This is a genomic window from Pseudogulbenkiania subflava DSM 22618 (assembly GCF_900177275.1).
Taxonomy (GTDB): Bacteria; Pseudomonadota; Gammaproteobacteria; order Burkholderiales; family Chromobacteriaceae; genus Pseudogulbenkiania; species Pseudogulbenkiania subflava.
The window spans coordinates 293691-319940 of the sequence record NZ_FXAG01000002.1; the positions used below are offsets into that span (position 1 = coordinate 293691).

At 63.5% G+C, this 26250-nt stretch carries 32 protein-coding genes; 19 read left to right on the top strand and 13 right to left on the bottom strand.

The window, feature by feature from the left end; translation table 11 throughout:
- The first annotated feature begins 2 nt into the window (after positions 1-2).
- Positions 3-584, top strand: coding sequence for a nitrogen fixation protein NifQ (locus tag B9N72_RS02965; protein ID WP_085274951.1), 582 nt, complete (start codon positions 3-5; stop codon positions 582-584).
- Between the two features lie 6 nt (positions 585-590).
- The gene (locus tag B9N72_RS02970; protein WP_085274952.1) at positions 591-1403 is read left to right on the top strand and encodes a TOBE domain-containing protein; all 813 of its coding nucleotides are present in this window, start codon (positions 591-593) and stop codon (positions 1401-1403) included.
- Positions 1404-1564: 161 nt separating this feature from the next.
- Here the strand turns inward: B9N72_RS02970 and fumC are convergent, their stop codons facing one another.
- Positions 1565-2947, bottom strand: a complete 1383-nt coding sequence (gene fumC / locus B9N72_RS02975) for a class II fumarate hydratase (protein ID WP_085274953.1) — start codon at positions 2945-2947, stop codon at positions 1565-1567.
- 372 nt (positions 2948-3319) lie between these two features.
- On the opposite strand from fumC, the gene B9N72_RS02980 reads away from it, so the two are divergent.
- From B9N72_RS02980 to B9N72_RS03050, 14 genes are all read left to right on the top strand, one after another.
- A complete protein-coding gene (locus B9N72_RS02980; protein ID WP_085274954.1) occupies positions 3320-4846 on the top strand; it encodes a fumarate hydratase in 1527 nt (508 codons plus the stop codon).
- A 350-nt stretch (positions 4847-5196) separates the two neighbouring features.
- The gene (locus tag B9N72_RS02985; RefSeq protein ID WP_085274955.1) at positions 5197-5610 is read left to right on the top strand and encodes a GFA family protein; all 414 of its coding nucleotides are present in this window, start codon (positions 5197-5199) and stop codon (positions 5608-5610) included.
- A 285-nt stretch (positions 5611-5895) separates the two neighbouring features.
- Positions 5896-6348 (top strand): hypothetical protein, encoded by a 453-nt coding sequence (locus B9N72_RS02990; RefSeq protein WP_143477729.1) that lies wholly within the window; start codon positions 5896-5898, stop codon positions 6346-6348.
- A 117-nt stretch (positions 6349-6465) separates the two neighbouring features.
- On the top strand, positions 6466-6873 hold the full coding sequence (locus tag B9N72_RS02995; protein ID WP_085274957.1) for an SRPBCC family protein: 408 nt from the start codon (positions 6466-6468) through the stop codon (positions 6871-6873).
- Between the two features lie 107 nt (positions 6874-6980).
- Positions 6981-7106 carry a VOC family protein gene (locus B9N72_RS21560; protein WP_268808231.1) on the top strand — a complete coding sequence of 42 codons (126 nt, stop codon included), beginning with the start codon at positions 6981-6983 and terminating at the stop codon, positions 7104-7106.
- 215 nt (positions 7107-7321) lie between these two features.
- Positions 7322-8392 (top strand): amidohydrolase family protein, encoded by a 1071-nt coding sequence (locus tag B9N72_RS03010; RefSeq protein WP_085274958.1) that lies wholly within the window; start codon positions 7322-7324, stop codon positions 8390-8392.
- Positions 8393-8619: 227 nt separating this feature from the next.
- Positions 8620-9123 carry a VOC family protein gene (locus B9N72_RS03015; RefSeq protein WP_085274959.1) on the top strand — a complete coding sequence of 168 codons (504 nt, stop codon included), beginning with the start codon at positions 8620-8622 and terminating at the stop codon, positions 9121-9123.
- Positions 9124-9330: 207 nt separating this feature from the next.
- Positions 9331-9804, top strand: a complete 474-nt coding sequence (locus tag B9N72_RS03020) for an OsmC family protein (protein ID WP_085274960.1) — start codon at positions 9331-9333, stop codon at positions 9802-9804.
- A gap of 57 nt (positions 9805-9861) precedes the next feature.
- Entirely contained in the window at positions 9862-10275 is a 414-nt protein-coding gene (locus B9N72_RS03025; RefSeq protein ID WP_085274961.1) for a VOC family protein, read from the top strand.
- Between the two features lie 33 nt (positions 10276-10308).
- Positions 10309-10845 carry a GNAT family N-acetyltransferase gene (locus B9N72_RS03030; RefSeq protein WP_085274962.1) on the top strand — a complete coding sequence of 179 codons (537 nt, stop codon included), beginning with the start codon at positions 10309-10311 and terminating at the stop codon, positions 10843-10845.
- Complete coding sequence (locus tag B9N72_RS03035; protein ID WP_085274963.1) at positions 10842-11189, top strand: GFA family protein; 348 nt, start codon at positions 10842-10844, stop codon at positions 11187-11189. The genes B9N72_RS03030 and B9N72_RS03035 overlap by 4 nt, the downstream gene beginning before the upstream one ends.
- A 70-nt stretch (positions 11190-11259) precedes the next feature.
- A complete protein-coding gene (locus tag B9N72_RS03040; RefSeq protein ID WP_085275001.1) occupies positions 11260-11595 on the top strand; it encodes a YnfA family protein in 336 nt (111 codons plus the stop codon).
- A 33-nt stretch (positions 11596-11628) separates the two neighbouring features.
- The gene (locus tag B9N72_RS03045; RefSeq protein ID WP_085274964.1) at positions 11629-12015 is read left to right on the top strand and encodes a DUF488 domain-containing protein; all 387 of its coding nucleotides are present in this window, start codon (positions 11629-11631) and stop codon (positions 12013-12015) included.
- Between the two features lie 101 nt (positions 12016-12116).
- Positions 12117-12455 (top strand): GlpM family protein, encoded by a 339-nt coding sequence (locus tag B9N72_RS03050; protein WP_085274965.1) that lies wholly within the window; start codon positions 12117-12119, stop codon positions 12453-12455.
- 25 nt (positions 12456-12480) lie between these two features.
- On the opposite strand, the gene B9N72_RS03055 is transcribed toward B9N72_RS03050, so the two are convergent.
- Positions 12481-13377: a LysR substrate-binding domain-containing protein gene (locus B9N72_RS03055; protein WP_085274966.1), complete on the bottom strand. Its 897-nt coding sequence runs from the start codon at positions 13375-13377 to the stop codon at positions 12481-12483.
- Positions 13378-13472: 95 nt separating this feature from the next.
- Between B9N72_RS03055 and B9N72_RS03060 the strand changes: the two genes are divergently transcribed.
- Both B9N72_RS03060 and B9N72_RS03065 read left to right on the top strand, forming a co-directional pair.
- The gene (locus B9N72_RS03060; RefSeq protein WP_085274967.1) at positions 13473-13754 is read left to right on the top strand and encodes a hypothetical protein; all 282 of its coding nucleotides are present in this window, start codon (positions 13473-13475) and stop codon (positions 13752-13754) included.
- A 14-nt stretch (positions 13755-13768) separates the two neighbouring features.
- On the top strand, positions 13769-14383 hold the full coding sequence (locus B9N72_RS03065) for a glutathione S-transferase (protein WP_085274968.1): 615 nt from the start codon (positions 13769-13771) through the stop codon (positions 14381-14383).
- Between the two features lie 184 nt (positions 14384-14567).
- On the opposite strand, the gene B9N72_RS03070 is transcribed toward B9N72_RS03065, so the two are convergent.
- A complete protein-coding gene (locus B9N72_RS03070; RefSeq protein WP_085274969.1) occupies positions 14568-16673 on the bottom strand; it encodes a TonB-dependent receptor in 2106 nt (701 codons plus the stop codon).
- Positions 16674-17284: 611 nt separating this feature from the next.
- Between B9N72_RS03070 and B9N72_RS03075 the strand changes: the two genes are divergently transcribed.
- Positions 17285-18946, top strand: a complete 1662-nt coding sequence (locus B9N72_RS03075) for a methyl-accepting chemotaxis protein (RefSeq protein WP_085274970.1) — start codon at positions 17285-17287, stop codon at positions 18944-18946.
- 115 nt (positions 18947-19061) lie between these two features.
- Here the strand turns inward: B9N72_RS03075 and B9N72_RS03080 are convergent, their stop codons facing one another.
- The 10 genes from B9N72_RS03080 to B9N72_RS03125 form a co-directional block, all read right to left on the bottom strand.
- Positions 19062-19472: a DUF2721 domain-containing protein gene (locus B9N72_RS03080; protein WP_085274971.1), complete on the bottom strand. Its 411-nt coding sequence runs from the start codon at positions 19470-19472 to the stop codon at positions 19062-19064.
- On the bottom strand, positions 19469-20203 hold the full coding sequence (locus B9N72_RS03085) for a proteasome-type protease (RefSeq protein ID WP_085274972.1): 735 nt from the start codon (positions 20201-20203) through the stop codon (positions 19469-19471). The genes B9N72_RS03080 and B9N72_RS03085 overlap by 4 nt, the downstream gene beginning before the upstream one ends.
- Positions 20204-20263: 60 nt before the next feature.
- Entirely contained in the window at positions 20264-21055 is a 792-nt protein-coding gene (locus B9N72_RS03090) for a transglutaminase family protein (protein WP_085274973.1), read from the bottom strand.
- Complete coding sequence (locus B9N72_RS03095) at positions 21055-21981, bottom strand: alpha-E domain-containing protein (protein WP_085274974.1); 927 nt, start codon at positions 21979-21981, stop codon at positions 21055-21057. Before B9N72_RS03095 ends, B9N72_RS03090 begins: the two co-directional genes overlap by 1 nt.
- 3 nt (positions 21982-21984) lie before the next feature.
- Positions 21985-23415 (bottom strand): circularly permuted type 2 ATP-grasp protein, encoded by a 1431-nt coding sequence (locus B9N72_RS03100; protein ID WP_085274975.1) that lies wholly within the window; start codon positions 23413-23415, stop codon positions 21985-21987.
- Between the two features lie 244 nt (positions 23416-23659).
- Complete coding sequence (locus B9N72_RS03105) at positions 23660-24319, bottom strand: L,D-transpeptidase (protein WP_085274976.1); 660 nt, start codon at positions 24317-24319, stop codon at positions 23660-23662.
- On the bottom strand, positions 24306-24797 hold the full coding sequence (locus B9N72_RS03110) for a L,D-transpeptidase (RefSeq protein ID WP_085274977.1): 492 nt from the start codon (positions 24795-24797) through the stop codon (positions 24306-24308). Before B9N72_RS03110 ends, B9N72_RS03105 begins: the two co-directional genes overlap by 14 nt.
- A 14-nt stretch (positions 24798-24811) precedes the next feature.
- Entirely contained in the window at positions 24812-25540 is a 729-nt protein-coding gene (tadA, locus tag B9N72_RS03115) for a tRNA adenosine(34) deaminase TadA (protein ID WP_085274978.1), read from the bottom strand.
- Positions 25541-25571: 31 nt separating this feature from the next.
- On the bottom strand, positions 25572-25847 hold the full coding sequence (locus B9N72_RS03120; RefSeq protein ID WP_085274979.1) for a hypothetical protein: 276 nt from the start codon (positions 25845-25847) through the stop codon (positions 25572-25574).
- Between the two features lie 3 nt (positions 25848-25850).
- Positions 25851-26237: a phage holin family protein gene (locus B9N72_RS03125; protein ID WP_085274980.1), complete on the bottom strand. Its 387-nt coding sequence runs from the start codon at positions 26235-26237 to the stop codon at positions 25851-25853.
- Between the last annotated feature and the right edge of the window lie 13 nt (positions 26238-26250).

The window sequence follows — 26250 nt, forward strand, 5'->3', positions numbered from 1 at the left end:
ATATGAGTGCTCTTTCTCCCTCCACGGCCACGGTGCCGCCGGTCCCCCGCGACGAGTCGGCGTTGTTGGACCGGGCGATCGCTGGGGTGCTGCGCCATGCCCAGGACGGCGACTTGCCGCTGTTCGCCTGGACCCTCGGTCTGCCGCAGCCGGCGCTGCTGGCGATGCTGGCGCAGCGCTTTCCCGAGCTGGACCGTCTCGAGCCGATGCCGGAACCGGATTACGCCAGCGTCCGCGCCGCGACGCCCGCCGGCTTTGCCGAGCTGGTCGCCTTGCTGGGGGCGCACCGCGCGCCCGATGTGCCGGAGGCGGAGGCCGAGTGGCTGGCGCACGCCGTGGCGGCGGCCTGCTTTGGCGAGCGGCCGTTGTCGGAAGACCTGGGGCTGAGCGGGCGGGAGGCGGTGTCCCGGCTTCTGGAGCGCTATTTCCCGTCGCTGTCGCGACGCAACCCCGCCCGCCGCAGCTGGAAGCCCTTTCTGTTCGCCGAGCTGGCGGCCGCGCGTGCTGCCACGGCGACGCCGGGAGACGCGGCGGGTCCGGGTCAGCAACGTGGCTTTTCCGATTCAGACAGGCGAGGGCGCTAGCAAGCCATGGATACCAAAGACAACAGCATCGCCTTGTGCGGTTCGGTGTGGATGACGGTGGGTGGCGAAAATTTCGGCGGCGCCGGTCGTATCGAATTGCTGGCCAAGATCGCCGAATGCGGCTCCATCACCCGGGCCGCCAAGGCCATCAAGATGAGCTACAAGGCGGCCTGGGACGCCATCGACGCCATGAACAATCTGGCCGGCGAGCCGTTGGTGGAGCGGTTGGTGGGCGGCAAGGGCGGCGGCGGCACGCGCCTGACGCCGCGCGGTGAGCAACTGGTGGAGAATTTCCGCATCATCGAGCGCGAGCACCGCCGTTTCATCGAGCAGTTGGGGCGGCAGGCCGACAGCCTCGCCGACGATTATGTCCTGATCAGGAGGATGGGGATGAATACCAGTGCGCGCAATCAGTTCCTCGGCAAAGTTACGGTGGTGAAACACGGCGCCGTCAACGACGAAATCGAGCTGGAAGTCACGGGCGGGCAGACGATCGTGGCCACGGTCACCCATGAAAGCACCGAAGGGCTGGGCTTGCGTCCGGGGGCCGAGGCGTTTGCGCTGGTGAAGTCGTCGTCGGTCATCGTGGTGACCGACGAGGCAGGCGCCCGTTTCTCCGCACGCAATCGTCTCAGCGGCACCATCGCGCGCATCGTGCCCGGAGCGGTGAACACCGAAGTGGTGATCGATCTGCCCGGCGGCATCGCCGTGGCCGCCATCGTCACCAACGACAGCCGCCAGGCGCTCGACCTCGCCGTGGGCAACACCGCCACGGCGATCTTCAAGGCGTCGAGCGTGATCCTGGGGGTACCGGCGTAAGAACCTGTTTGCGATCTGCTGCGCTTCGGCGATACGGCGTTAAAAACGACTTCGGAATGCTCATTTACCCCGTGTAAACTCCGCTTCCTCAGCCGTTTTTGCCTTGTCTCGCTCTAGCTCGCGAGATCGTAAACAGGCTCTAAGCGTCGGCCGGGCTGCGCTCAGCCCACCATGTCCTGTGGCTTCACCCAGGCATCGAACTGCTCCGCCGTGACGAAGCCGCTCGCCAGTGCTGCCTCGCGCAGTGTCAGCCCCTCCTTGTGCGCCTTCTTGGCGATGGCCGCCGCCTTGTCGTAGCCGATATGCGGATTGAGCGCCGTCACCAGCATCAGCGATTTTTCCAGCAGCTCGTCGATGCGGGCGCGGTTCGGTTCGATGCCGGCCGCGCAGTGCTCGTTGAAGCTGGTCATGCCGTCGGCCAGCAGGCGCACGCTCTGCAGGAAGTTGTGGATGATCAGCGGCTTGAACACGTTGAGTTCGAAGTTGCCGCTGGCGCCGCCGATGTTGACCGCGACGTCGTTGCCCAGCACCTGGGCGCAGGCCATGGTCAGCGCTTCGCTCTGCGTCGGGTTGACCTTGCCCGGCATGATCGAGCTGCCGGGTTCGTTCTCCGGGATGGTGATCTCGCCGATGCCGCAACGCGGCCCGCTGGCCAGCCAGCGCACGTCGTTGGCGATCTTCATCAGTGCCGCCGCCAGCGTCTTCAGCGCGCCGTGGCCATGCACCAGCGCGTCGTGCGTCGCCAGCGCCTCGAACTTGTTGGGGGCGGAGACGAAGGACAGGCCGGTGTCTTCGGCCAACCTTTGCGCCACGCGCACGGCGAATTCCGGATGCGCGTTGAGCCCGGTGCCGACCGCGGTGCCGCCCAGCGCCAGCTCGCACAGGTGCGGCAGCGCGTCTTCGAGATGGCGCCGGCAGTGCGCCAGCTGCGCCACGTAGCCGGAGAACTCCTGCCCCAGCGTCAGCGGCGTGGCATCCTGCAGGTGGGTGCGGCCGATCTTGACGATGCCGGCGAACGCCAGCGCCTTGGCGGTGAGGGCCGTGGCCAGCGTATCCAGCGCCGGCAGCAGGCGTTGTTCGAGCGCCGCCACCGCCGCCACGTGCATCGCGGTGGGGAACACGTCGTTGGACGACTGGCCGCGGTTGACGTGGTCGTTCGGATGCACCAGGCGCGTCTCGCCGCGCTCGCCGCCCATCAGCTCGCTGGCGCGGTTGGCCAGCACCTCGTTCATGTTCATGTTGGATTGCGTGCCCGAGCCAGTCTGCCACACCGCCAGCGGAAACTCGTCCGGATGCTGTCCGGCGATCACTTCGCCGGCGGCGGCCTCGATCGCCCCCGCCAGCTCGGGTGCCAGCAGGCCGAGCTCGGCGTTGACCCCGGCCGCGGCACGCTTCACCTGGGCCAGCGCCTCGATCAGCTCGGGTGGCATTTTCTCGCTCGAGATACGGAAGTTTTCCAGCGAACGCTGGGTCTGGGCACCCCACAGCCGCTTGGCCGGGACGGCGATCTCGCCGAAGGTATCGCGTTCCATACGGACGGACATGACAGTCTCTCCTACACGAGAAGCATTTTCCGAACCTGCTTCACGAGATGTCGAGAGCGGATCGTGGATCGAGGTAGAGCGTAGGATGGGGGAACGTAGCGAAACCCATCGTCGATGAGCGCCGGCTGGCGCTCCCCGGTCTGCGGGATCACGCCCAGGGACGTCCAGCAAGATCGTGAACAGGTGCTTCATGAAGCCTAGCAGCCGGTCCTTGGGGCGACAAGGCGGAAGCCGGCGCCGGAACGGTGTTACAATCACCGGCTGGGCCGCTAAGCCCACTGCCTGCCGGTTGCCTGGCGGGCCGTGCGCTTAGCGGCTCCCGCGGCCAGCCCGCTGGCCACTCGTCATCACCCGTTTTTGCGAGACAGCCTCATGACCATCATCCGTCAGGAAGACTTCATCCAAAGCATCGCGGATGCCTTCCAGTACATCAGCTGCTACCACCCGAAAGACTACATCGACGCGCTGTACAAAGCGTACCAGCACGAAGAAAGCCCGGCCGCCAAGGACGCCATGGCGCAGATCCTGATCAACAGCCGCATGTGCGCCGAAGGCCGCCGGCCGATCTGCCAGGATACCGGTATCGCTGTAGTGTTCCTGAAAGTGGGCATGAAGGTGCAGTGGGACAGCACCCTGAGCGTGCAGGAGATGGTCAACGAAGGCGTGCGCCGCGCCTACAACAACCCGGACAACAAGCTGCGCGCCTCGGTGCTGCTCGACCCGGCCGGCCTGCGCAAGAACTCCAAGGACAACACCCCGGCCGTGGTGCACTTCGAGATCGTCGAAGGCGACGGCGTCGAAGTGATCTGTGCCGCCAAGGGCGGCGGCTCCGAGAACAAATCCAAGTTCTACGCGCTCAACCCGTCCGACTCCATCGTCGACTGGGTCATCAAGACCGTGCCGACCATGGGCGCCGGCTGGTGTCCGCCGGGCATCCTTGGCATCGGCATCGGCGGCACCCCGGAAAAGGCCATGCTGCTGGCGAAAGAATCGCTGATGGACCACGTCGACATCCACGAGCTGAAGGCCAAGGCCGACAGCGGCGCGGAACTGACCAAGGTCGAAGCGCTGCGCCTGGAAATCTTCGAGAAGGTCAACGCGCTGGGCATCGGCGCCCAGGGCCTGGGCGGTCTCACCACCGTGCTTGACGTCAAGATTCTGGACTACCCGACCCACGCGGCTTCGCTGCCGGTTGCCATGATCCCGAACTGCGCCGCCACCCGTCACATCCACTTCCATCTGGACGGCAGCGGCCCGGCCCACCTGGAAACGCCGAAGCTGGAAGACTGGCCGGAAATCACCTACGACACCAGCAACGGCAAGCGTGTCGACCTCGACAAGATCACCAAGGAAGAAGTGGCGAGCTGGCAGCCGGGCGACGTGCTGCTGCTCAACGGCAAGATCCTCACCGGCCGCGACGCCGCGCACAAGCGCATGGTCGACATGCTGAACAAGGGCGAGAAGCTGCCGGTGGACTTCACCAACCGCTTCATCTACTACGTCGGCCCGGTCGATCCGGTGCGTGACGAAGTCGTCGGCCCGGCCGGTCCGACCACCGCCACCCGCATGGACAAGTTCACCCGCCAGATGCTGGAACAGACCGGCCTCCTGGGCATGATCGGCAAGGCCGAACGCGGCCCGGCCGCGATCGAAGCGATCAAGGACAACAAGGCCGTGTACCTGATGGCCGTCGGTGGCTCCGCCTACCTCGTCTCCAAGGCGATCAAGGCCTCCAAGGTGGTTGGCTTCGAAGACCTCGGCATGGAAGCCATCTACGAGTTCGAAGTGAAGGACATGCCGGTGACCGTAGCGGTCGATTCCAACGGCACCTCGGTGCACAACACCGGCCCGGCCGAATGGCGCGTCAAGATCGGCAAGATCCCGGTCGCTACTGCCTGATGGCGGAGCGTTCTTGAACGCTAGCTGAATCGCTTCGGCCTACGTGGGCCGAAGGACAAAACAACACCCCCGCCTGCGATGCAGGCGGGGGTTTTTGCTTTGTGGGCTCCTAGTGTGCAGGTGGGGGGCTTGAGTTGGAGGAAGTTGCATACCTGTCTGAGAAGCCAGGGAGGAGGGGGCATGACGTATTTCCCCGAAATTTATTTCGTACTCTTTCGTCATATATTGTTCTGTGGCATGCTATCCAGCATGATTATTGCCATGCATTCTAGATGGTGACGAAAAAAATACGTCTTTATGGGACGTCTAATAGAAAGCTATGCGCATTACCAATCAGCACGGAGTTAAATATGAATTCAAAATACACAGGGCAGTGTCTTTGTGGCGAAATCCACTATTCAGTCGATGTCGAACCATTATTTACTGGAAACTGTCACTGCAAAGACTGCCAAAGAACTTCGGGTAGTGCTTTTATTCCTGCGATGCTTTTCCCCGAAAAAAATGTTGTTGTTTCCGGCGAGGCAAAATATTTTGAGTCAACGGCCGACAACGGAAATATGCACAAAAGAGGCTTCTGCCCGAATTGTGGCTCTCAATTGTTCGCAAAATTCAGCAATCTTCCCGGTATGCTGGGTGTAAAGGCAGGTACGTTAAACGAAGCATCGCACTACGTGCCAAAGTTAGACTTCTATGTGGCAAGCGCCGCGACTTGGGACTTTATGAACCCCCAACTCCCCAAAAAACAAGGCGCGGCTCAAGGGTAGAGAGTATTCGCATAACAATTCGCTGCACCGGACGAGCCTACCAGCTCGTCGGTGAGCTCAAATGTTAGACGTGGCAAATTCAAGCAGCTTCGTAGCGTAGCATCTGGAGGTATACATATGCGAAAGTACTTGATCCTTCTCTTACACTTACTGCCATTTGCCGCCTACGCCTCAGGCGACATGATTGTTTACCCACACGGTGTTGGGAGCCATGGGGTTTATGTACCTGGGTTTAGGACCTATTCTACAAACTGGTACAGCACGTCTAGTCAGAATGTAGTTTTATTGAAAGAACTGAAACAGAGTATCCCACAGATACGAATCGCAGGGTTCGGAGCAGCATCCCCCGGCAAGACGACACTTTTCTGTCGGCTCAGTTTTCCTGTTTATCTTCCTGATAAGATGGCTCATGAGATTTTTCTTGCGGAGGCAATGCGGGCTGAACTGCTCGAAGCAGGGCTCTATAGTGAGGACGCTACCGTTTCTGTAACCGGTCACTTGGTCTCGATGGATTTCAACTCGTTCGGGACGGGTAAGTGGATAATAGAGGCAAAATTCGAGGTCGAAGGTAAAGAGCCGGTTACAATCAAATACGAATATACCTATCCGATATCGATGACTGCGGTTAATGCATGCGGAGATGTAAGTCGGGCATTGGTTCCAGCTTTGCAAGGCTTTCTATTCACAGTCTACAGTGATGCAGGGTTCAAAGCATTGCTACAACCAACAGCGCGGTAGGTTGGGCTTCATGCAATGAAGCCCAACGTTCGCCACCTCTACCTTGGACCATGGTCGATGCGCTATCGAAGAGGCGGGTGCCAAACCTAATTGTCCCCAAACAGAAGGACGCTCGTTATGAAAATCACCGTTGAAACCACCGTCGCGGCCCCCATCGAGAAAGTTTGGAGTGCATATACAACTCCCGAGGACATTAAGCAGTGGAATGCTGCATCTGATGATTGGCACACCACCGCGGCCACGGTGGATTTGCGCGTCGGCGGCACCTTCTCGTCACGAATGGAAGCCAAGGATGGCAGCATGGGATTCGATTTCGCCGGAACCTATACCGCTGTGGTAGCACACAAACTGATCGAATATTCCTTTGGCGATCGCACTGCGCGGGTTGAATTCGCTGATAGTCCGAAAGGCGTTATGGTACGTGTGACTTTTGATAGTGAGCCAATGCATTCCATCGAACAGCAGCGTGATGGGTGGCAGACCATTTTGAATAATTTTACTCGTTATGTTGAAACAGGCAGGTAGCAGTAGACGCACTGTGCTGCCTAACTCCTTTATATGGAGTTCAACGGGCTGTGTCCGTCGGCCGCCGCTCCTGTCAAACGTTTGATATTCATACAAAGGGGTACTTCATGTTCTCCCACATCTTTATCGGCGTGAGTGACTTCGACCGTGCGCTGGCTTTTTATGAACCACTCATGGCGACCCTCGGCATCAAGCTTCGCTTTTGTGATCGAAGCCGCCCTTGGGCGGGTTGACAGCGCCCTCCCGCGCAGAAACCGTGGGGTCAGGTTGTCGCCTGTGTTCGCTCGCTGGAGGGCACTCTCGTTGAGTTATGCTCACCCGTGAGCGGCTGACCCAGTGGTCAAGAGATTACCCGCAAACCGAGCTTGAAGGTTTTTCCCGCAAGAGCTGTACGAAACTCCGCTTCGATTAAAAAGGATTTGAGTTCACACGAGATAGGGCGTTAACAATGAACCTGATTCGTACCTTATTGCTTTTATCCGGCCTATTTCCCACGTGGTTGGCTGTCGCGGATGATTTCAGCCCGATGCCAAGCGTTTCACGCATGACGGATGTGGCCAAAGCCGCTGTACCGTTTGATCTGGACATACTCAAGCGCAATTGGGGGCAGCGTATTGTGGTTATGCGCTCAGCAGGTGTCATGCCGATCATCGACATTGAATCAAACTTGGGTGAGGAGCTTGACCTCCAGGCCTTTGCGCACCGCATGGATCAAGAAGGCGTGGCGCTGATCGCGTTTTCGGGCATAGCCAGGGGGCGAGGCTGGAGCGACGCTGCCAGATATGCGGTGGCGGCAGACCCTTGGCGCTACATTCCCGCCGGCGATGGTGGATTGCCGCCAGACTGGAAAAGAAACCCAACAGGTTTTGCCAAGGTTTCCAAAGAACGCATCATCAGTGATGGTTATCCGATGATGGGTGAATATGAGTTCCGCCACTATCCTTCACCTGATCAGATCCAGCGCGGCAACATGGAGCGCGATGAGTATCTGCCCATCGATAGCCCCGCTGGGCATCAGTTGTTCCAGTTCTCGGAAGAAAGCGGCATCTCGTTCCAGATCCATCAAGAAATAGAAGACCAGTATTTGCCGCAGCTGGAGAAGATGCTTGCGCAGTACCCCAAAGCCAAGGTCATCTGGTGCCATCTTGCGCAAATGCGCTATCAGGCCAGAAATACCGTTTATGGGCCTGACTATGTACGTAAGCTGATTGAACAATATCCCAATCTCTACTTTGATTTGTTCTCGGGTCCGCCAGACCATATCTACCCAGGGAGCAAGGAATATCCCGGAAAATATTGGGATCGCACGACCGGCAAACTCAAGCCGGAATGGGCGAAATTGATTGCCGATCATCCTTGGCGTTTCATGACTGCACTCGATCTCAATCCGTTCATCATGCAAGAGTTCTCGCGCAAGGTTGGCATGCAGCGAGCTGTTCTAGACAGCTTGCCGGTGCCGGTGAGGGAGATCGTTGCCTATAAGGCTGCTTGGAAGCTCTTGTTCAATGAAGAGATATGAGTGCCAAGGCTGCTATGGAAGTGCGGTCATCTCGTCCTTGATCGACGGCAGCCCAATGTCGGTCGCCGATCTCGAACGCGACCAATCTTTCCCTGGGTCGTAAGCCGTATGAATCATAAGGGGCGGCCGAAGCATCGTGCATGGCGTCACAGCCTCAAGTGCCAGAGGCGTCTAAGCTGGTAGTCATGGCAACTCGCCCATGATGAGGGCCGAAAAGGAGACGCATCATGCAGAGCATTCAAAGGATCACCCCCTGTCTGTGGTTCGACGGTCAGGCCGAACCGGCGGCGGGGTTCTATATCGCTATCTTCAAGAATTCCCGGATCGTCGGCATCATCCGTTACGGCGAGGCGGGGCATGAGATTCACGGCCGGCCGGCGGGCTCGGTGCTGACCGTGGAGTTCGAGCTGGACGGGCAGGCCTTCACCGCCCTCAACGGCGGGCCAGTGTTTACCTTCAACGAGGCCGTGTCGTTCCAGGTCAACTGCGAGACGCAGGAAGAGGTGGACTACTACTGGGAGAAGCTGTCCGCCGGCGGGGATGAGGCGGCGCAGCAATGCGGCTGGCTCAAGGACAAATACGGCGTGTCCTGGCAGGTGGTGCCGACGGCGCTGCCCAAGATGCTGAGCGATGCCGATTATGCCAAATCCGAGCGCGTCATGACCGCCCTGCTGCGGATGAAAAAGCTCGATATCGCCGCCTTGCAGCGCGCCTACGACGGGATGGCTTGATTGGAAACGTCCCCCGCCAGCGGAGGGTGTGCAACCCCGCATTTCATCCGTTGCCTTCTCCGTGAAGTGGGCCGATGACATCGCCTGTGGGCACGTGCCGCTTTGACGGGCCAGAGGGGGTGAGTCGGCGCTAAACTGGCATGCCAATTGGCTGGCCGCTGAGCCGCTGTTGCCAGCTGCCGATCGTTCATTTCCCAGGAGCAGAGAATGGCCCAGTACACCGCCGAAGTGCTTTGGCAGCGCGGCGAGCAGGATTTCCTCGGCAACCGTTACAGCCGCCGCCATGTTTTGCGCTTCGATGGCGGCGTGGAAGTACCCGGTTCGTCGTCTCCCCACGTCGTTCCCGTCCCGATGTCCGACGCCTCCGCCGTCGACCCGGAAGAGGCCTTCGTGTCGTCGCTCTCCAGCTGCCACATGCTGTGGTTCCTGTCGATCGCTGCCAAGCGCAAGTTCTGTGTCGACCGCTATTTCGACGCCGCCGTCGGTGTGATGGAGAAGAACGTGGCCGGCAAGATGGCGATGACCGTCGTCACGTTGCGGCCGGAGGTGACGTTCTCCGGGGAGCGTGTCCCTACTCGTCAGGAACTCGACGCGATGCACCACGAAGCGCATGAGGAGTGTTTCATCGCCAACTCGGTCAAAACCGAGGTACGTTGCGAGCCGGTGTACGGGGAGCTGTAAGCTGGCGCGCTCGCGGAGCATGCGGCCGCCAACCATCGTCAAGCCAGGGAGAAAACCATGAAACCGCGAATCAGTATGATTACGCTGGGTGTCAGCGATCTCGACCGTGCCACCCGGTTTTACGAAGAGGGGCTGGGCCTGCCGCGCTATCCGATGGAGTCCGCCGGCGTCGCCTTCTTTGCACTGCAAGGCACCTGGCTGGCCCTGTATCCATGGTCGGCGTTGGCCGAAGACGCCACTGTGTCGGCCGAGGGCAGCGGTTTTCGCGGCTGTGCCCTGGCCCACAACGTGTCGACGCGGGAAGAGGTCGATCAGGTGCTGGAGCAGGCGGTGAATGCCGGCGCGCGCTTGGTGAAGCCGGCACAAGATGCCTTCTGGGGAGGCTATAGCGGCTACTTCGCCGATCCGGATGGCCATCTCTGGGAAGTGGCATGGAATCCGTTCATGGCGATCGGTCCGCAGGATGAGTAAGGGGAATCAGAGCTCATCACGGGGGAGGGGGCGATGCGTATTGAACCGCTGGCCGATCACCGGCAACTGATCGCCGAGATCGCGGCGTTGCTCCACGCCGAGTGGGGTGATCTGGCGCCGTGGGCGTCTCGGGACGAGATCGAGCGCCGTTTCGCCGGGCAGGCGAGCACGGGACATGCGCCGTTCACGCTGGTGGCGCTGGCCGATTCGGGTGAACTGCTCGGCACGGCAAGCGTGAAGCTGTTCGAACTGCCCTCTCATCCAGACAAGGCGCATTGGATGGGCGAGGTCTTCATTCCGCGTGCGTTGCGTGGGCGGGGCATCGGTTCGGCGCTGGTACTGGCCTGCATCACGCAAAGCCGGGCCTTGGACCTCCCGGCCCTGTACCTCTACACGCCGGATCAGCAGGCTTTATACGAGCGCTTCGGTTGGCAGGAGATCGCCCGCGAGGTGGTCAACGACGAGCTTGTCAGCATCATGGTCTTGGCGCTGACAGAAACCGTTCCTGATGATGCCGCGTGTCGCGGCCAAGAGCCTGAAGAGTTGGACATGGAAGGAGTCACATCATGATTTACCATGGAAGCTGTCATTGTGGGCGGATCGCCTTCGACGTGGAAGGCGATCTCAGCCAGGTCATGGATTGCAACTGTTCTATCTGCCGTCGCAAGGGGGCATTGTTATGGTTCGTGCCGCGCCAGCAACTGCGCCTGCTGACGCCAGAGGCGGACATGAGCACCTACACCTTCAACAAGCACGTCATCCAGCACCATTTCTGTCCGACCTGCGGCATGCACCCATTTGGCGAGGGACGCGACCCGGCCGGGAACGCGATGGCGGCGGTCAACGTGCGCTGCCTCGACGATGTCGATCTGGACTCGCTCACGGTCAAGCACTTCGACGGCAGGGCGCTGTGAGCGCTGGCGCAGCTTGCACCACGGGTGGGCCCGCGCCTATGCTGCCGGATTACCATTGATCGGGATTCGCATGGTTGTGATCGCCAAAACCCTCGCCTTGTACATCGCCACGGCGCTGGCCGAAATCATCGGCTGCTATCTGCCGTATCTCTGGCTGAAAAAGTCGGCGCCGGCCTGGTACCTGCTGCCGGCAGCGCTGAGCCTGATGGCATTCGCCTGGCTCTTGACCCTGCATCCTCAGGCGGCGGGACGGGTTTACGCCGCCTACGGCGGGGTCTACGTGGCGGTGGCGCTGGGCTGGCTGTGGGCGGTGGACGGCATCCGCCCCTCGCTGTGGGACGTGGCGGGCAGCGCGGTGACCCTGGCCGGGATGGCGATCATCCTGTTCGCGCCGCGGCCAGGCTGAGGGCGGGGCGCTTGATCGGGGAGGGAGGATACGATGCCGGTGTATATCGTCAGATTGGGTAGCGAGCGGCAGCAGGACGAAGGGTTGCGCATCGGCACGGTGCGGCGCCCGCCGCGCGGCGTGCCGAAGAGCGAGTTCGCCACGCAGAACTGGTACGACGTGTGGTACCCGAACCTGGCGCCCAGCGCAGAAACGGTGAAGCTGGCGCAGCAGGCCAAGACGGACCGCGACTGGGCGGCCTTCATCAAGCAGTACCGTGCCGAGATGGCGACGCCGGAGAACAGCCGCACGCTCGATCTCCTGGCGGCGCTGTCGCACCACAGCAGCTTTTCCGTCGGCTGCTACTGCGCCGAGGAGGCGCATTGCCACCGCTCGGTGCTGCGCCTCTTGCTTGCCGAACGCGGTGCCGACGTGCGCTGACGCGCACAGGTTGGCCGAAGACGGTGCGTAGGCCGCGGGCCGGCGCTTGCCGGATGGCGCGCCCTGGGCCACCATCACGGGTTTTCTTCGTGGAGTGGCCGATGGCCCTGTTTCTCAAAGCCCTGCTGGGCTCGGCGGCGGTGCTGCTGATCGCGGTGCTGTCGAAGAGCAAGCACTACTTCATTGCCGGGCTGGTGCCGCTGTTTCCCACCTTTGCCCTGATCGCGCATTACCTGGTCGGCACCGAGCGCTCGGTGGCCGAGCTCAAGACCACCATCGTGTTCGGCATGTGGTCGCTGATTCCCTACTTCGTCTATCTGGCGGCCGTGTACCTGCTGGCCGACCGCCTGCGCCTGGGCTGGGCCCTGTTCGTGGCGGCCCTGTGCTGGGCCGTGGCGGCGTGGGGGCTGGTGCTGGCTTGGGGACGCTGGCACGGCTAACCCTCCGCGGGACCGGGCCACAGCTTCACGCCGAGGGCGGCAGCTCCGTCAGATAGCTGGCGATTTCCTCTTCGATCCAGGTGCTGAAATCCTGTTGCTTGGTGTGCGAGCTCTCGCGTTGCGGCCATACCAGCCAGTGCGGGTAAGGGTAGGGCACGCGGATATCGGTCAACTGCACCAAGTCCCCGCGCTGCAGGGCGCCATGCACCAGGCTGCGCCGCTCCAGCGCGACCCCCATACCGAGGCGTACCGCCTCCAGCACCAGGTTGGAGTCGTTGATCCACAGCGCGTGGTTGCCCGGTTCGGCCACCCCGGCGGCATTGCACCAGGGTAGCCACGATTCCACGGTGCGGACGATGGGACCGGAGACGACCTCCTGCGCCGTTTGTGGCAGGCGGCCGCCGTTGAAGGCGGGGGAGGCCACCGCCACCAGCTCGTCGTCGAACAGCCTTTTCTGCGCCAGCCCTTCCCAGCCGCCCTGGCCCATGCGCACGCCGATGTCCACCAGCCCCTGGCGCAGGTCCTGGATGTCGAGGCTGGCGCGCAGGCTGACGCGGTAACGCGGGTGGCGGGCGTAGAAGCGGGGCAGGCGCGGCAGCAGCCAGTGCAGCCCGAATGAGGGCAGTACCGCCACCACCACCTCGTCCACGCGCGGCCGGGCGCGCACCAGCCGTGTGGCCTCGGTGATTTCCCCCAGCCCGATGCGAATCTGCAGAGCGTAGAGCCGACCGTCCTCGCTCAGCTTGAGGCCGCGCCCCTCGCGCGTGAACAGCGCCACCCCCAGCCACTCCTCCAGCTGCTTGATCTGCTGGCTGATGGCGGAGTGGGTGACATGCAGTTCGTCCGCCGCCAGGGTGATGCTGCCGAGGCGGGACACGGCTTCGAAACTGCGCAGCGCGGGCAGGGGAGGAAGTGTGCTCATGTAAGTAAAACTAACATGAAAGACAAATAAATATCGATTTTTTCTGCCTCTTCTGGCGCTTATAGTGAACCCAGAACGTCAACAGGAGAGCGATCATGCAACATCATCTACGTGTCGAATTGGCCAATCACGAACTCTTGGCGATCGAATTGCCGTCCGCAGTCGAGGTCCGCGCGGTGTCTGGCTACCATTGGCTGACGGTGGATGGACTGGACGTCTGTCTCGCTCCGGGAGAACGGGACACCGTTCCGGCCGGGACAATCCTGGCAGAGGGGCGGGGCCAGCTGGAGTTCTCGCCGTCCTCTGCCGTGCGGGCTCACGGCGCAGAGGACCGTGCCGCGCAGGGGACGATGCTGCTGGGCAAAGTCTGCTTCTGACAGGAGAAAACACGATGCAATTGATCGGCATGCTGGATTCGCCCTATGTGCGCCGGGTGGCCGTCTCGCTGCGGCTCATGGGGGTCGGGTTCGAGCACCAGGCGGTCTCGGTGTTCCGCACCTTCGAGCAGTTTCACCGGATCAACCCGGTGGTGAAGGCCCCGACCCTGGTCTGCGACGACGGCACGGTGCTGATGGATTCGACGCTGATTCTCGACTACGTCGAAACCTGCCTCGCCCCGGCCAAGAGCCTGATGCCGGTCGCGCCTGCCGGGCGCCAGCGTGCCTTGCGCCTGATCGGGCTGGCGCTGGCGGCGTGTGAGAAAAGCGTGCAGATCGTCTACGAGCGCCAGTTGAGGCCGGCCGAGAAGCAGCACCAGCCCTGGCTGGAGCGCGTCGAGGGCCAGGTGCTGGCGGCCTACGGCGAACTGGAGCGCGAATTCGAGCGCGCGCCGTTGGCTGCCAGTGCGGAGGGGATCGACCAGGCGGGCGTCAGCGTCGCGGTGGCGTGGCGCTTTACCCAACTGATGCTGCCGGACGTGGTCAAGGCGGCCGATTTCCCGCTACTGCAGGCGTTTGCCCAGCAGGCCGAGCAATTGCCCGCCTTCATCGACACCCCGCCGCTCTAGTCCCGCTTCGGAAGCGGGGCGTGATGGACATTCCTCCGCCTGTCCATCTAGTCCCGGTCCCTCATTAGAGAGTGAATCGCTGCGTGCCAATCGCCGATTTGCGCGAGAGATTCGCCCGCAGTCCGCCCTGGCCCAGCAAGGGGCTTCACTGGCTCATGACTCACCATCCGCAGCGCTGCCTGGATCAGAACTTCCAGCGAGCCGTGACTTCGGCCGTGCGCGGGGCGCCCGGCATGTTGTAGTCGTTGGCACCGCTGTGGGCGGAGATGTAGTACTTCTTGTCGAACACGTTCTTCAGCGTGAAGTTCACCTCCAGCGACTTGCCGCTGTAGCCGGTGCCGAGGTCGAAGCGGGTATAGCCCGGCAGCTTGACCAGGCTGTCCGGCGAGGCGTAGCGCTCGCCCTCGTAGCGCAGGCCGGCGTTGACGTTGAAGCCACCCGGCAGCTTGCGCTTGAGGAACAGGTTGGCCGAATGGCGTGGCGTCAGCGCCGGCTGGTTGCCCTGGAACGGCGTGCCGATCTTGGTCTTCTCGGTAGACTGGGTGATCTCGCCGTCGAGGTAGGCGTAGCCCGCGATCACGTCCCATAACGGGGTGATGGCGCCAGCCACCGCCAGTTCCAGCCCGCGTACGCGCTGCTCACCCACCGACAGCGCCTTGTTGCTGTCGCTCGGGTCGGCGGCCTGGATGTTGCTGCGCGTCATCTCGAACACCGAAGTGGTCAGGGTGAGGTTGTCGAACAGATCGATCTTGCTACCGACCTCGTAGTTGATGGTCTCCTCCGGCTTCAACTGGTCGCTGTTCTGCTTGAAGGTGAACGAATCGGCGATCGGCTGGAACGACTGGCTGGCCGAGGCATACAGCGACACGCGTTCGGTCGGCTGGTACACCACGCCCAGGCGTGGGCTGATGGTGTTGTCGGTACGCGCCAGGTCCTGGTTCTTGCTGGTCTTGTCGTCACGTGTCTGCGTCAGGTGGTCATAGCGTACGCCGGCCAGCGCTTTCCAGTGCTCGCTCAGGCTCATCAGATCCTGCAGGTAGAGCGCAGCGATGTCGATGTCGGTGGCGTTGTCGTTGCCGGGTGCGGCGCTGGTGTTGATCGCCGGCAGCTCGATCAGTTGGGGATCGAACAGGTCGTAGGTGGCGGCGTTCTTGCGTGTCCACAGTTTCTCGGTCTTGTGCTGCTTGCCCACTTCCAGGCCGTACAGCAGGGAGTGCTTGGTCACGCCGAGGTCGAGATCGTGGCTCAGCTCAAACTGGTTGTAGAAGCCATGCTCGTCGCGCAGCCGCTTGGTGCGGTCGATGGTGACGGTGTTGGCGACCTCGTCGACCTTGTTGATCGTGGTGTAGTTGCGGTCCAGCGAGAAGTCGTAGGTGCGGAACACGTTGTGCAGCTTCAAGCCGCTATCGAACCGGTGGTCGAAGGTGCCGGTGAAGCTGGTGACGTCGCTCTCGTTGGCGGTCTGGTCGCGGCCGTTGGCCGAGCCGTAGTAGGTCTCGATCGGCACGTCCACCGGCTTGCCCTTGTAACCCGGCACGCCCTGGTCGGCCAGGCGCTTGTCCTGCAGGTAGTCGGCCTGCAGCAGCAGCGTGGTGTTGGGCGAGAAGTTGAACTGCACCGACGGCGCCACCGCCTCGCGTTTCAGGAAAGACTGGTTGCGGAAGCCCTCGGAATCCTCCACCGCACCGGTCAGGCGGAAACGGGCGAAGTCGTCGTCGCTGCTGGCGCCGACGTCGAACGACAGGCGCTGCTTGCCCTGGTCGTCCAGGCTGAGCGCCAGTTCGTGCACCGGCTCGGCCAGCGGCTTCTTGGTAATGCGGTTGATCAGGCCGCCCGAGCTGCCGCGCCCGTACAGCACCGAGGACGGACCTTTCAGCACTTCCACGCGCTCGACGTTGGACAGGTCGCGGTAGTACAGCGCGTCGTCGCGCACGCCGTCGACGTACTGGTCGTTGATCGCCGAGAAGCCGCGGATGCTCACCTGGTCGCGCTGCGCGTCGCCGACGCTGAAGCTGACGCCGGGCACGTTGGCCAGCGCGTCCTGCAGCGAGCTGGCGTTCTGGTCCTTCAGCACCGCCGCCGGTACCACGTTGACGGTCTGCGGCACGTCCTTGAGCGGGGCGGCGATCTTGGTAGCACTGGTCGAACTGGCGCGGCTGTAGCTGGTGGCCGGATCGGCGTCCTGGCTGGCTTCCACGCGCACGGTGGGCAATTCGGTATCGGCCAGCGCCGGCAGAGCGCCGAAGGTGCCGATCAGGGAAATGAGGGTGGATAGCGTCTTCTGCTTCATGATTTTGCTTTGGGTTATGGTCCGTAAACAGGGCCGGCGGGGCCGGCCGAACGATCGAACACGAGCATCCCAGAACGTCGCGGCCTCCTCGTCGTACCGCGTCAGGCAACAGCAGGCCCTCCTCCCTGCCGAGGCGGGTGGAAACGGTGTGTTGCCTGGGGTTTGGATGCCTCGGTTGATGCAGTGCAGGAACCGAGGTTTTGAAGGAGGCGAGACGGTTATGGCGACTCAGGTTGGTGGGTCCGTTACTCAAATATATTAATGCGAATCATTATCATTACATTTTTTTACAAAAGCAACAGGAACTTTTCGTTCGGATCGCCGACGTCGGTTTTTTCCGGCATGGCAGCCGCCGTGCCGGGTGGTCGGACGAGGAGGCTTCCATGGCCGTGGTGCTCACTGCCGATCGGTGGACATCCGGCGCAACGCTCCGGCATGGCCTGAACCGTTCGCGCACTCCTTGCTCTTGTTTTTCGTTCAGCCGGGTGTCATGCTCGCCCGATAATGACGCGGGTTCGATTATCGGCTGCTGTTTTCCCTGATGGCATCGTGCCGAAAAGGGAGGCAAGGTAAGCGAATACGGTGTCCCATACGCCGGGGGGAGGAACTCGATGACAATAAGAACACGCTTGATCGTGCTGCTGCTGACCGCCTTGCTGGGCTTGGCGCTGGTCGCGGTTTTCGGCTACCGCGGCATGCTGTCCTCCGGGGCCTCGATGGCCGAAGTGGGCGAACAGCGCATGCCGGCAGTGATCGCGCTCTTGGATGCGCGCTCCAACTTCAACCGCACCCTGTTGCGCAATCTGCAGGTGTCGGTGCGGGCCACCGACAATTCGCTGGAGTCGCGCAAGCTGTTTGCCGACACCTTCAAGGGCAAGCAGCAGGCGCGCCAGTTGTTCGACGACGCGCTCAAACGTTACGCCGCCTTCCCGCGCAGCGAGGAAGAGAACAAGCTGTGGCACCAGTTCGGTCCGCTGCTGCAGGAGTGGCAGCGTACCGACAAATCGCAGGACGAGCTGCTCGACAAGCTCGCCAAGGGCGTGACGCCGGAAGAGCAGTACGCCGTCTTCCGCGAATTCTACGCCAACGCCCAGGTGCAGCTGCCGGTGGTGGAGGGCATGGACGAGCTCTTGCGCAAGATGGTGGCGGTCAACGACCGCCTGGCCCAGACCAGCGTGGAGCAGGCCAATGCCAGCTCGCGCCAGAGCCTGCACTGGATGATCGCGGTCAATGTGTTCGCGCTGCTGTTGTTGCTGGTGAACGGCACCTCGGTGCTGGCGGCGGTATTGCGCCCGCTCAACCGGGCACGCCGCACCGTGCTCGCCATCGCCGAGAGCAACGATTTCACCCAGCGTATCGACGTCAAGAACAAGGACGAGGTCGGGCAGATGGTCAGTGCCCTCAATAACCTGATCGGCCGGGTGCAGGAGTCGTTCCGCGAGATCCAGCAGAGCCAGGCCGACATCCGCCTCGCGGTGAGCGGCCTGTCGGCGGCGTCGGAACAGCTCGCGGCCAGCTCGGCGCAGCAGAACAGCTCGACCGGGGCGATTGCCGGATCGGTGCAGGAGATGACCGGCAACATCCACGGCGTGGCCGAACACGCCGACGCGGCGATGCAGCTGTCGCTGGAGGCCGGTGAGGTGTCGCGCCAGGGCTGCCAGGTGATCGCCCAGACCACCGACGGCATGGCCAGCATCGCCGACAGCGTCACCGCGGCCTCGAAGGTGATCGAGCAGCTGGGGCAGGAGTCGCGCCAGATCAGCAGCGTGGTGCAGGTGATCCGCGACATTGCCGACCAGACCAATCTGCTGGCGCTGAACGCGGCCATCGAGGCGGCGCGCGCCGGCGAAACCGGCCGCGGCTTTGCCGTGGTGGCGGACGAGGTGCGCAAACTGGCCGAACGCACCGCCAAGTCCACTTCCGATATCGGGGTGATGGTGACGGCGATCCAGAACGCCGCTAACGGCGCGGTCGAGGAGATGCGCCAGGTGGTGGAGCAGGTGGGCGAAGGGCGCGCCCTTGCCAGCGGTGCCGGTCAGCATATCGCCGAGATCGAGGGGCAGGCGCAGCGCGTGGCCGACGCGGTGGCCGACATCACCCGCATCCTCAAGGTGCAGGGCGAGGCGAGCGAGGCCATCGTCCATCACGTGCGTACCATCTCGGATATGGCGGAGCAGAACCACGCCACCTCCAACGAGACCGCCGACAACGCACGCCGGCTCGACCAGCTGGCGGCACGCGTCGGCGAGACATTGCAACGCTACAAGGTGTAGCGTGGCACCTGTCAGGTTGGCCGAAGCAAAAAGCCGGAGCGTTCTGCTCCGGCTTTTTTGCGCCCATCATTCGCTATGCGGGCCGGGGGCGCTTACCCTACGTCATCTCTTCGGCTCAGACCCGGCCGTGCTTCTCTTCCAGGTCCGACAGCAGGATATTCAATGCGTCGGACGACTTCCTCAGCTCGACCAGAGATAGCGCCAGCGACGCCATCATCAGCAGCAGGCTGACTCCGAACGTGTACTGCGCGCTGATCGCCATCTGCACGTAGATCTGCAGCATGGTGACCACGCACAGGAACAGGCTGCCCACGCCGAGAAACTGCATCCACTTGATCAGGTTGATGCGGCTGCGCAGGTTGCCGATCTGCTGGATGATCTTGTCCTCGGGGTTGTCCTGGTAGTCGTTGAACAAGTGACGGATGATGCTGGCCAGGCCGAGAAAGCGGTTGGTGTAGGCCAGCAGCAGCAGCGAGATGGCCGGGAACAGCAGGGCCGGGGTGGTCAGCGACAACGGGGTGTTCATGCCAGCTCCTCGCTCCACGGCGTGGCCGGCAGCGCGGCGAAGGTTTCCTTGATGCCGCGTCCCCAGGCGGCGCGCAGCTCGCGGAAGTAGCGGTCGTCCTCGCCGATGCGCAGCGGCGCGCGCGGCGTGAAATCGTCGTTGTGGTGCCACATCAGGTGGATCGGCAGCGCCACCGACAGGTTGGAGCGCATGGTCGAGTCGAGCGAGATCAGCGCGCAGCGGATGGCTTCCTCCAGCGAGGAGCGGTAGTTCAGCACGCGATCGAGGATCGGCTTGCCGTACTTGGTCTCGCCGATCTGGAAGCAGGGCGTGTCCGCCGTCGCCTCGATGAAATTCCCCTGCGGGTAGATGTTGAACAGGCGCGGCCGCTCGCCGGCCAGCTGCCCGCCGAGCAGGAAGCTGGCTCCCAGGTCGACCTGGCCGTCGCCGCCGCCGTCGCGGGCGATGACCTCGCGCAGCGTTTGCCCCACCAGTACCGCCGCGTCGTACAGCGAGCCGATGCGGCGCAGCGAGCCGGGCCCGTCCTGGCGGCTTTTCAGATCGAGCAGGCTGGCCACGCTCTGCGAGGTGGCGAGGTTGCCGGAGGTCATCATCACCAGCCGCAGCCGGCCGGCAATCTCGAAGGTATACATTTTCTGGAACGTGGCGATATTGTCCACGCCCGCGTTGGTGCGGGAATCGGAGGCGAAGATCAGGCCGCTCTCCAGCCGAATGGCCACACAGTACGTCATGGTCGGGAAATCCGTGAAGACCGGGAAGCGACCCTCGGTCGGACTTCCCGGTTGCAAGCGTTAATGGTTGTGTTGTTCTACCGCCGCGTGGGCGTGCATGGTTTCGCCGGCGCCGCCGCGGCGCATGCCGCGCACCGGGCAGGCGTCGAGGTAGTCGAGACCGACCGCCAGTTTAAGGTGATGGTCGCCCGGCGTACACCGGTTGCTGATGTCGAACGCCAGCCAGCCGCCGTCGGTGTAGACCTCGGCCCAGGCATGGCTGGCGGCGTGCTCGACCGTCCCGCTCAGCAGATAGCCGCTGACGTAGCGTGCCGGGTAGCCGAGGCGGCGGCAGGTGGCGATGAACACCTGGGTGTGGTCCTGGCACACCCCGGCCCCCAAGGCCAGCGCGGCGGCGGCCGTGGTGGAGGCGTCGGTCACCCCGGCGGTGTAGGGCATCCGAGCCAGTACCGCCTCGGCCAGCGCCGTGAGGCGCGTGGCGGCCTTGCCCCCGGGCCCGGCGGCCTGGCGCGCCAGGTCATCGATCGCGGCGTCGGCGCTGGTGAGCGGGGTTGGCCGAAGAAACACCCGCGGATCGAGGCGGCAGGCATCGTCGTCCCAGCCGTCGGGGTGGGTTTCGACTACCCCTTCTGCCACCAGCTCGATGCTGTCGTGCGGCGCTTCCAGCGTCATCAGGTGGGTGATGTTGCCGAAGGCGTCGACGCTCTGGCTGGCCGGCCCCGGCAGCGTCAGGCGCCAGCTCAGCACCTGCTGATGGCGGCTGGAGCGCGGGGTGAGGCGCAGGTACTGGGTGCTGCGCGAGGCCGGCTCTGCGTACTGGTACAGCGTGCTGTGGCGGATGGAGAGCTTCATCACGCCGCCTCCAGGTAGGCACGCTGGATCGATTCGCCCAGTCGGTTGATCTCGCCCAGCATGCGGCGCAGGAAAGGGTGCATCCCCTCGTCGAACACCTCGTCCATCGCCGTGAACTCCAGCGCGGCGTTGAGTTCGGTGGCCAGGCGCCGTGCCGGGCGGCCGTTGTCGCCCTGGATTTGTGCCAGCGCCTGGCGGATCTCGTCGAAGCAGGCCCTCAGGCTTCTCGGCATGTCCTCGCGCAGCAGCAGCAGGTCGAACACGCGCTTGCCGTTGAGCGTGTCGCGGTAGGTCTCGTGGTAGGCCTCGAACGCCCCCAGCCCGCGCAGCAGCGTGCTCCAGGTGTAATAGTCGGTGCTGTCGGCGCTCTGCTGGTCGGGCAGCAGGTGGCTCTTCACGTCGAGCAGGCGCGCGGTGTTGTCGGCGCGCTCCAGGAAGGTGCCCAGGCGCAGGAAATAGAAGGCATCGCTGCGGCGCATGGTGCTGTAGGCGGCGCCGCGGAACAGGTGGGCGCGCTCCTTGACCCAGTCGAAGAACAACTGGAAATCCTCGCCCTGTTCCGCCAGCTTGCGGCCTTCCAGCCAGCTGGCGTTGAGCGACATCCACATGTCCGAGCTGATCTTGCCGCGTACCGCGTGGGCGTTTTCGCGCGCGCTGCGCAGCGCCGACAGGATCGACGCCGGGTTGGTGAGATCGTAGGCCATGTAGTGCAGTACCTGGGCGGGCTCGGTGTGGTCGTGGCGGCTCTGGAAATCGTCCAGCCTGCCGGTCAGCGCCAGCGGTGCGCTGATCTCGGCGCCGCCGTTGTGCGAACGCGGCATCAGCGAGATGGCATGGCTGACTTCGAGCAGGCGGGCGAGGTTTTCCGCCCGTTCCATGTAGCGGCCCATCCAGAACAGGTGGTCGGCAGTACGCGATAGCATCATGATTCAGTCCTCCAAAACCCAGGTGTCCTTGGTGCCGCCGCCCTGCGACGAGTTGACCACCAGCGAGCCGGCTTTCAGCGCCACCCGCGTCAGGCCGCCGGGCACCATGGTGATGTCCTTGCCGCTCGACAGCACGAACGGCCGCAGGTCGAGGTGGCGCGGCGCGATGCCGGCCTCGACGAAGGTCGGGCACGACGACAGGCACAGCGTCGGCTGGGCGATGTAGCCGGCCGGGTCGGTTGCGAGCTTGTCGCGGAACAGCTGCTTTTCCTCCTCGCTCGCCACCGGCCCGATCAACATGCCGTAGCCACCGGCGCCGTGCACTTCCTTCACCACCAGTTCGTCGAGGTGTTCCAGCACGTACTGTAGGTCTTCCGGCTTGCGGCACTGCCAGGTCGGCACGTTGTTGAGCAGCGGCTCTTCGCCCAGGTAGAAGCGGATCATCTCCGGCACGTAAGGGTAGATCGACTTGTCGTCGGCCACGCCGGTGCCGATGGCGTTGGCCAGGATCACGTTGCCCTGACGGTAGGCCGAGAGCAGACCGGGCACGCCGAGCATCGAATCGGGGCGGAACGCCAGCGGGTCGAGGAAGGCGTCGTCGATGCGGCGGTAGATCACATCCACCTGCTTGTGGCCGGCGGTGGTGCGCATGTAGACATGGTCGTCGCGCACGAACAGGTCGCGTCCTTCCACCAGTTCCACCCCCATCTGCTGCGCGAGGAAGGCGTGCTCGAAGTAGGCGCTGTTGTAGTGGCCGGGGGTGAGCACCACCACGGTGGGGTTGTCTATCCGGCTCGCCTGGCGCAGCGTCGACAGCAGCAGCGCCGGGTATTGGTCGACCACACCCACGGCGTGGCGGGCGAACAGCTCGGGGAACAGCCGCATCATCATCTTGCGGTTTTCCAGCATGTAGGACACGCCGGACGGCACGCGCAGGTTGTCTTCCAGCACGTAGTACTGGCCGTCGGCGTGACGGATGATGTCGACCCCGGTGATGTGGGCGTAGATCTGGTCGGGCAGATCGATGCCCTGCATCGCCGGCTGGTACTGGGCGTTGGTGAACACCTGCTCTGCCGGGATGATGCCGGCCTTGACGATGGCGTGGTCGTGGTAGATGTCGTGCAGGAAGGCGTTGAGCGCCTTCACCCGCTGACGCATGCCGGCCTCCAGCGCGCGCCACTCGGCGGCGGGCACGATGCGCGGGATGGTGTCGAACGGAATCAGCCGCTCGGCGCCGGACTCGTCGCCGTACACCGAGAAGGTGATGCCGACGCGGTGAAAGCGCTGGTTGGCCTCCTCGCGCTTGCGCGACAGTGCTTCCGGGGTCTGGGCCTGCAGCCACTCGGCAAAGCCCTGGTAGTGGGGACGGACGGCGCCGCTGGAGAGCAGCATTTCATCGTAGTGGGATGAATGGGGCAGTGTTAGGGCGTGCATGGGAATCTCCCTTGTCTTGATGTTTTTCGGGCGGGCCAGCTGGAGAGATGGCATGGCCCTGAACAGGACTTAGCAAGCCATGTGCCATGACGAAGGGGGAATTCGGAGGGAACCGGGGTGGCGCCTGCACCAGAACAGCGTCATGGGGCACCGCGAATGGGATTCGGGGCGTTCAGCGAGCCATCGTGGTGCGGCGCGGGGATAAAGGGCTTCGGCCAACCTGGGGCGGCTGGCGCAAGGGGGGTCAGCCGTTTTCGTCGATCAGCACGTCGGTGCCAAGTTCGGCCTGCTGGAACAGCTCGACGACATCGGGGTTGCGCATGCGCACGCAGCCGAGTGAGGTCGGGGTGCCGAAGGCGACGTGCTCGCCGGCACCGTGGATGTAGATGGCGCGGTCGTAACTGTCGACGTCGCCACCCTGATTCTTGCCCGGCTCCATGCCGCACAGCCACAGGATGCGCGTCAGGATCCAGTCCTTCTCGGGGTATTGCGCGTGCAGTGTCGGCGTGTATTTCCACTGCGTGATCTGGCGCCGGAAGATGATGGTGTTCTCCTCGGCGCCATCGCCGATTTTTTCACACACCCGATGCCAGCCACGCGGCGTCATGAAACTGTTGGCCAGCTCGCCGACGCCATTTCGGGCGGTGGACACGCTATAACGGTGCTGCATCAGACCCCAGCCGTCGTAGAAGGTCAGCGATTGCGATTTCACCCCGACCACGATCCACGGCTTGCCGTACTGCTGCGGGTTGGGATGAGTGGGCAGCAGCGGGCCGGCGGTTTGCTGCGCCAGGATGAGGCTGGCCTCGGCGGGCAGCGGCGGGGTGTTCTCGCCCTCGGCCGCCTGCAGCAGGGCCGACGCCAATGCCAGGCCGGCGGCCGCAACCAGCTTAAGCCGGCTCATGCTCGACGATCTCCACAGGGGTCCCGCACGGCACCAGATCGAACAGTTCGATGATGTCGCTGTTACGCATGCGCACGCAGCCGTGCGAGCCGGGATGGCCCAGCTCGATCTGATCCGGTGTGCCGTGCAGATAGATGTAACGGCGCATGGTATCGACCTGCCCAAGACGGTTGCGCCCCGGCTCGAGCCCGGATAGCCACAGGATGCGGCTCAGGATCCAATCGCGTTCGGGTTGGGCCGCGTAGGCCTCTGCCGTGCAGATTTCCCCGGTCCAGCGGCGCGCCTTGAACACTGCCCCGACGGGCATGCCGGCGCCGATCTTGGCGCGCACGATGTGGCGCCCGCGCGGCGTCTGATAGCTGCCGCTGCGCTCGCCCGCCCCCAAGGCGGCGGTGGATACCGGGTAGCGGCGCAGCACACGGCCGTCGTCGTCCCGCAGTGTCAGCGCCTGTTCGGCGATTGAAACACGAATCTTCATCGTTTCCTTCATGCTCAGCCGGCAGCACGGCGCTGCCGGAAAAACTCGCTCAGCAGCCGGCCGCAGGCCTCTGCTTCCACCCCGCCGAATAGCGCCGTCTGGTGATTCAGGGCGCGTTCATTGAACAGGTTCAACACGCTGCCGGCGGCGCCGATCTTGGGGTCGGTGGCGCCGTAGATCACCCGGTCGAGCCGGCTGTGCAGGATCGCCCCCCCGCACATCGGGCAAGGCTCCAACGTCACGTACAGGTCGCAGCCGTTCAGGCGGTAATTGCCGAGCGCCGCGGCGGCCTCGCGCAACGCCACCATCTCGGCGTGAGCGGATGGATCATGGCTCGATACCGGGCGGTTGAAACCGCGGCCGATGATGCTGCCCTCATGGACCACCACTGCGCCAACTGGTACCTCACCTTGCGCCGCGGCGGCCTCGGCCAGGCCGATCGCCTCGGCCATGAAACGTGCCGCCTCGGCCGCTGACGGTGGCAGGCGTACTGGCGGATGGTCGTGCAGCACCCGTAGCAATTGGGCACGATCGGTGTCATCGAGTTCCTGCCAATGCACGCCGCGCGCCGCCGCCTCCAGCGCGAACAGCAGGCGCTGCGTCACGGTATGGCCGGCCGCCTTCAGCAGTAGGAAGACATGCACCACCCCCTGCGCACGCAGCGCGTCGCGGCTGGTGATGCCCAGCGCGGCCAGATGGGAGAGGGTATTGGGGGGAAGGGGGGGCGAACTGAGAGCCGTCATGGCGCCGATTATAACGCCAGCGCCCGGCGGCTCACAGGCGCGACCAGAGCTTGCGCGCCGCTTGCCACAGCACAAAGGCCCGGGCGCCACCCAGCAGCAGCCGGCGCAGGCGCTTACTGGGAAGCACGCCGCCCAGCGCGCCGAACACCGGGCCGAGCCGTCGCAGGCTGCCCCAGGCGTGCCAGCCTTCTCCAGTCAGACTCATCGGCCGCTTGATGGCTTTCAGCTCCATGCGCAGCTTCAGACGCAGCGCCTCGCCCTTCATCAGCAGCAGTTCTTTTTTCAGCGCGCGTTCTTGCGGGGTCATGGCCTACTCGCGTCCACTCAGGGTTTTCCAGTCCTGACGCACCGCGGCCAGGGTTGTGGCAAACGGCGCCGATTGTCGCCGCAGGCGGCGCAGCAAGAGCAGCAAGGCGCCGAAACCCAGCGTGGCAAACAGCAGGGTAAGCAGCCCCAGCATCGTCACGCGCCAGGCTGGCGGGGTGAGCAGCACCACGAACAGTAGCGCGGCCAGCAGGCCGATGAGCAGGAAGATCAGCGCCGCCGCCCCGATCAGGGTGTTGTGCAGCAGCTGTTCTTTCTGCTCCTGGGCCTCGAGGGTGAACAGTTCGGACCGCGTCAGCGCCAACGCCACAAAACCGTCCAAAATCGAGCGCAGCGAGCCCGGGCGGGGCGGTGTCGGAGTATGTTCCGGCATCGGGATGGACCGG

Excerpts from the sequence above, each read along its gene's own strand:
- B9N72_RS03085 (WP_085274972.1), bottom strand. The coding sequence starts at position 20,203 with ATGACGTACTGTGTGGCCATTCGGCTGGAGAGCGGCCTGATCTTCGCC.
- B9N72_RS03105 (WP_085274976.1), bottom strand. The coding sequence starts at position 24,319 with ATGAGCCGGCTTAAGCTGGTTGCGGCCGCCGGCCTGGCATTGGCGTCG.
- tadA (WP_085274978.1), bottom strand. The coding sequence starts at position 25,540 with ATGACGGCTCTCAGTTCGCCCCCCCTTCCCCCCAATACCCTCTCCCAT.
- B9N72_RS03035 (WP_085274963.1), top strand. The coding sequence starts at position 10,842 with ATGATTTACCATGGAAGCTGTCATTGTGGGCGGATCGCCTTCGACGTG.
- B9N72_RS02985 (WP_085274955.1), top strand. The coding sequence starts at position 5,197 with ATGAATTCAAAATACACAGGGCAGTGTCTTTGTGGCGAAATCCACTAT.
- B9N72_RS03050 (WP_085274965.1), top strand. The coding sequence starts at position 12,117 with ATGGCCCTGTTTCTCAAAGCCCTGCTGGGCTCGGCGGCGGTGCTGCTG.
- fumC (WP_085274953.1), bottom strand. The coding sequence starts at position 2,947 with ATGTCCGTCCGTATGGAACGCGATACCTTCGGCGAGATCGCCGTCCCG.
- B9N72_RS03095 (WP_085274974.1), bottom strand. The coding sequence starts at position 21,981 with ATGATGCTATCGCGTACTGCCGACCACCTGTTCTGGATGGGCCGCTAC.
- B9N72_RS02970 (WP_085274952.1), top strand. The coding sequence starts at position 591 with ATGGATACCAAAGACAACAGCATCGCCTTGTGCGGTTCGGTGTGGATG.
- B9N72_RS03110 (WP_085274977.1), bottom strand. The coding sequence starts at position 24,797 with ATGAAGATTCGTGTTTCAATCGCCGAACAGGCGCTGACACTGCGGGAC.
- B9N72_RS03020 (WP_085274960.1), top strand. The coding sequence starts at position 9,331 with ATGGCCCAGTACACCGCCGAAGTGCTTTGGCAGCGCGGCGAGCAGGAT.
- B9N72_RS03055 (WP_085274966.1), bottom strand. The coding sequence starts at position 13,377 with ATGAGCACACTTCCTCCCCTGCCCGCGCTGCGCAGTTTCGAAGCCGTG.
- B9N72_RS03065 (WP_085274968.1), top strand. The coding sequence starts at position 13,769 with ATGCAATTGATCGGCATGCTGGATTCGCCCTATGTGCGCCGGGTGGCC.
- B9N72_RS03010 (WP_085274958.1), top strand. The coding sequence starts at position 7,322 with ATGAACCTGATTCGTACCTTATTGCTTTTATCCGGCCTATTTCCCACG.
- B9N72_RS03080 (WP_085274971.1), bottom strand. The coding sequence starts at position 19,472 with ATGAACACCCCGTTGTCGCTGACCACCCCGGCCCTGCTGTTCCCGGCC.
- B9N72_RS03075 (WP_085274970.1), top strand. The coding sequence starts at position 17,285 with ATGACAATAAGAACACGCTTGATCGTGCTGCTGCTGACCGCCTTGCTG.
- B9N72_RS03040 (WP_085275001.1), top strand. The coding sequence starts at position 11,260 with ATGGTTGTGATCGCCAAAACCCTCGCCTTGTACATCGCCACGGCGCTG.
- B9N72_RS03070 (WP_085274969.1), bottom strand. The coding sequence starts at position 16,673 with ATGAAGCAGAAGACGCTATCCACCCTCATTTCCCTGATCGGCACCTTC.
- B9N72_RS02980 (WP_085274954.1), top strand. The coding sequence starts at position 3,320 with ATGACCATCATCCGTCAGGAAGACTTCATCCAAAGCATCGCGGATGCC.
- B9N72_RS03090 (WP_085274973.1), bottom strand. The coding sequence starts at position 21,055 with ATGAAGCTCTCCATCCGCCACAGCACGCTGTACCAGTACGCAGAGCCG.
- B9N72_RS03045 (WP_085274964.1), top strand. The coding sequence starts at position 11,629 with ATGCCGGTGTATATCGTCAGATTGGGTAGCGAGCGGCAGCAGGACGAA.
- B9N72_RS03060 (WP_085274967.1), top strand. The coding sequence starts at position 13,473 with ATGCAACATCATCTACGTGTCGAATTGGCCAATCACGAACTCTTGGCG.
- B9N72_RS02965 (WP_085274951.1), top strand. The coding sequence starts at position 3 with ATGAGTGCTCTTTCTCCCTCCACGGCCACGGTGCCGCCGGTCCCCCGC.
- B9N72_RS03100 (WP_085274975.1), bottom strand. The coding sequence starts at position 23,415 with ATGCACGCCCTAACACTGCCCCATTCATCCCACTACGATGAAATGCTG.
- B9N72_RS03030 (WP_085274962.1), top strand. The coding sequence starts at position 10,309 with ATGCGTATTGAACCGCTGGCCGATCACCGGCAACTGATCGCCGAGATC.
- B9N72_RS21560 (WP_268808231.1), top strand. The coding sequence starts at position 6,981 with ATGTTCTCCCACATCTTTATCGGCGTGAGTGACTTCGACCGTGCGCTG.
- B9N72_RS03015 (WP_085274959.1), top strand. The coding sequence starts at position 8,620 with ATGCAGAGCATTCAAAGGATCACCCCCTGTCTGTGGTTCGACGGTCAG.
- B9N72_RS03025 (WP_085274961.1), top strand. The coding sequence starts at position 9,862 with ATGAAACCGCGAATCAGTATGATTACGCTGGGTGTCAGCGATCTCGAC.
- B9N72_RS03120 (WP_085274979.1), bottom strand. The coding sequence starts at position 25,847 with ATGACCCCGCAAGAACGCGCGCTGAAAAAAGAACTGCTGCTGATGAAG.
- B9N72_RS03125 (WP_085274980.1), bottom strand. The coding sequence starts at position 26,237 with ATGCCGGAACATACTCCGACACCGCCCCGCCCGGGCTCGCTGCGCTCG.
- B9N72_RS02995 (WP_085274957.1), top strand. The coding sequence starts at position 6,466 with ATGAAAATCACCGTTGAAACCACCGTCGCGGCCCCCATCGAGAAAGTT.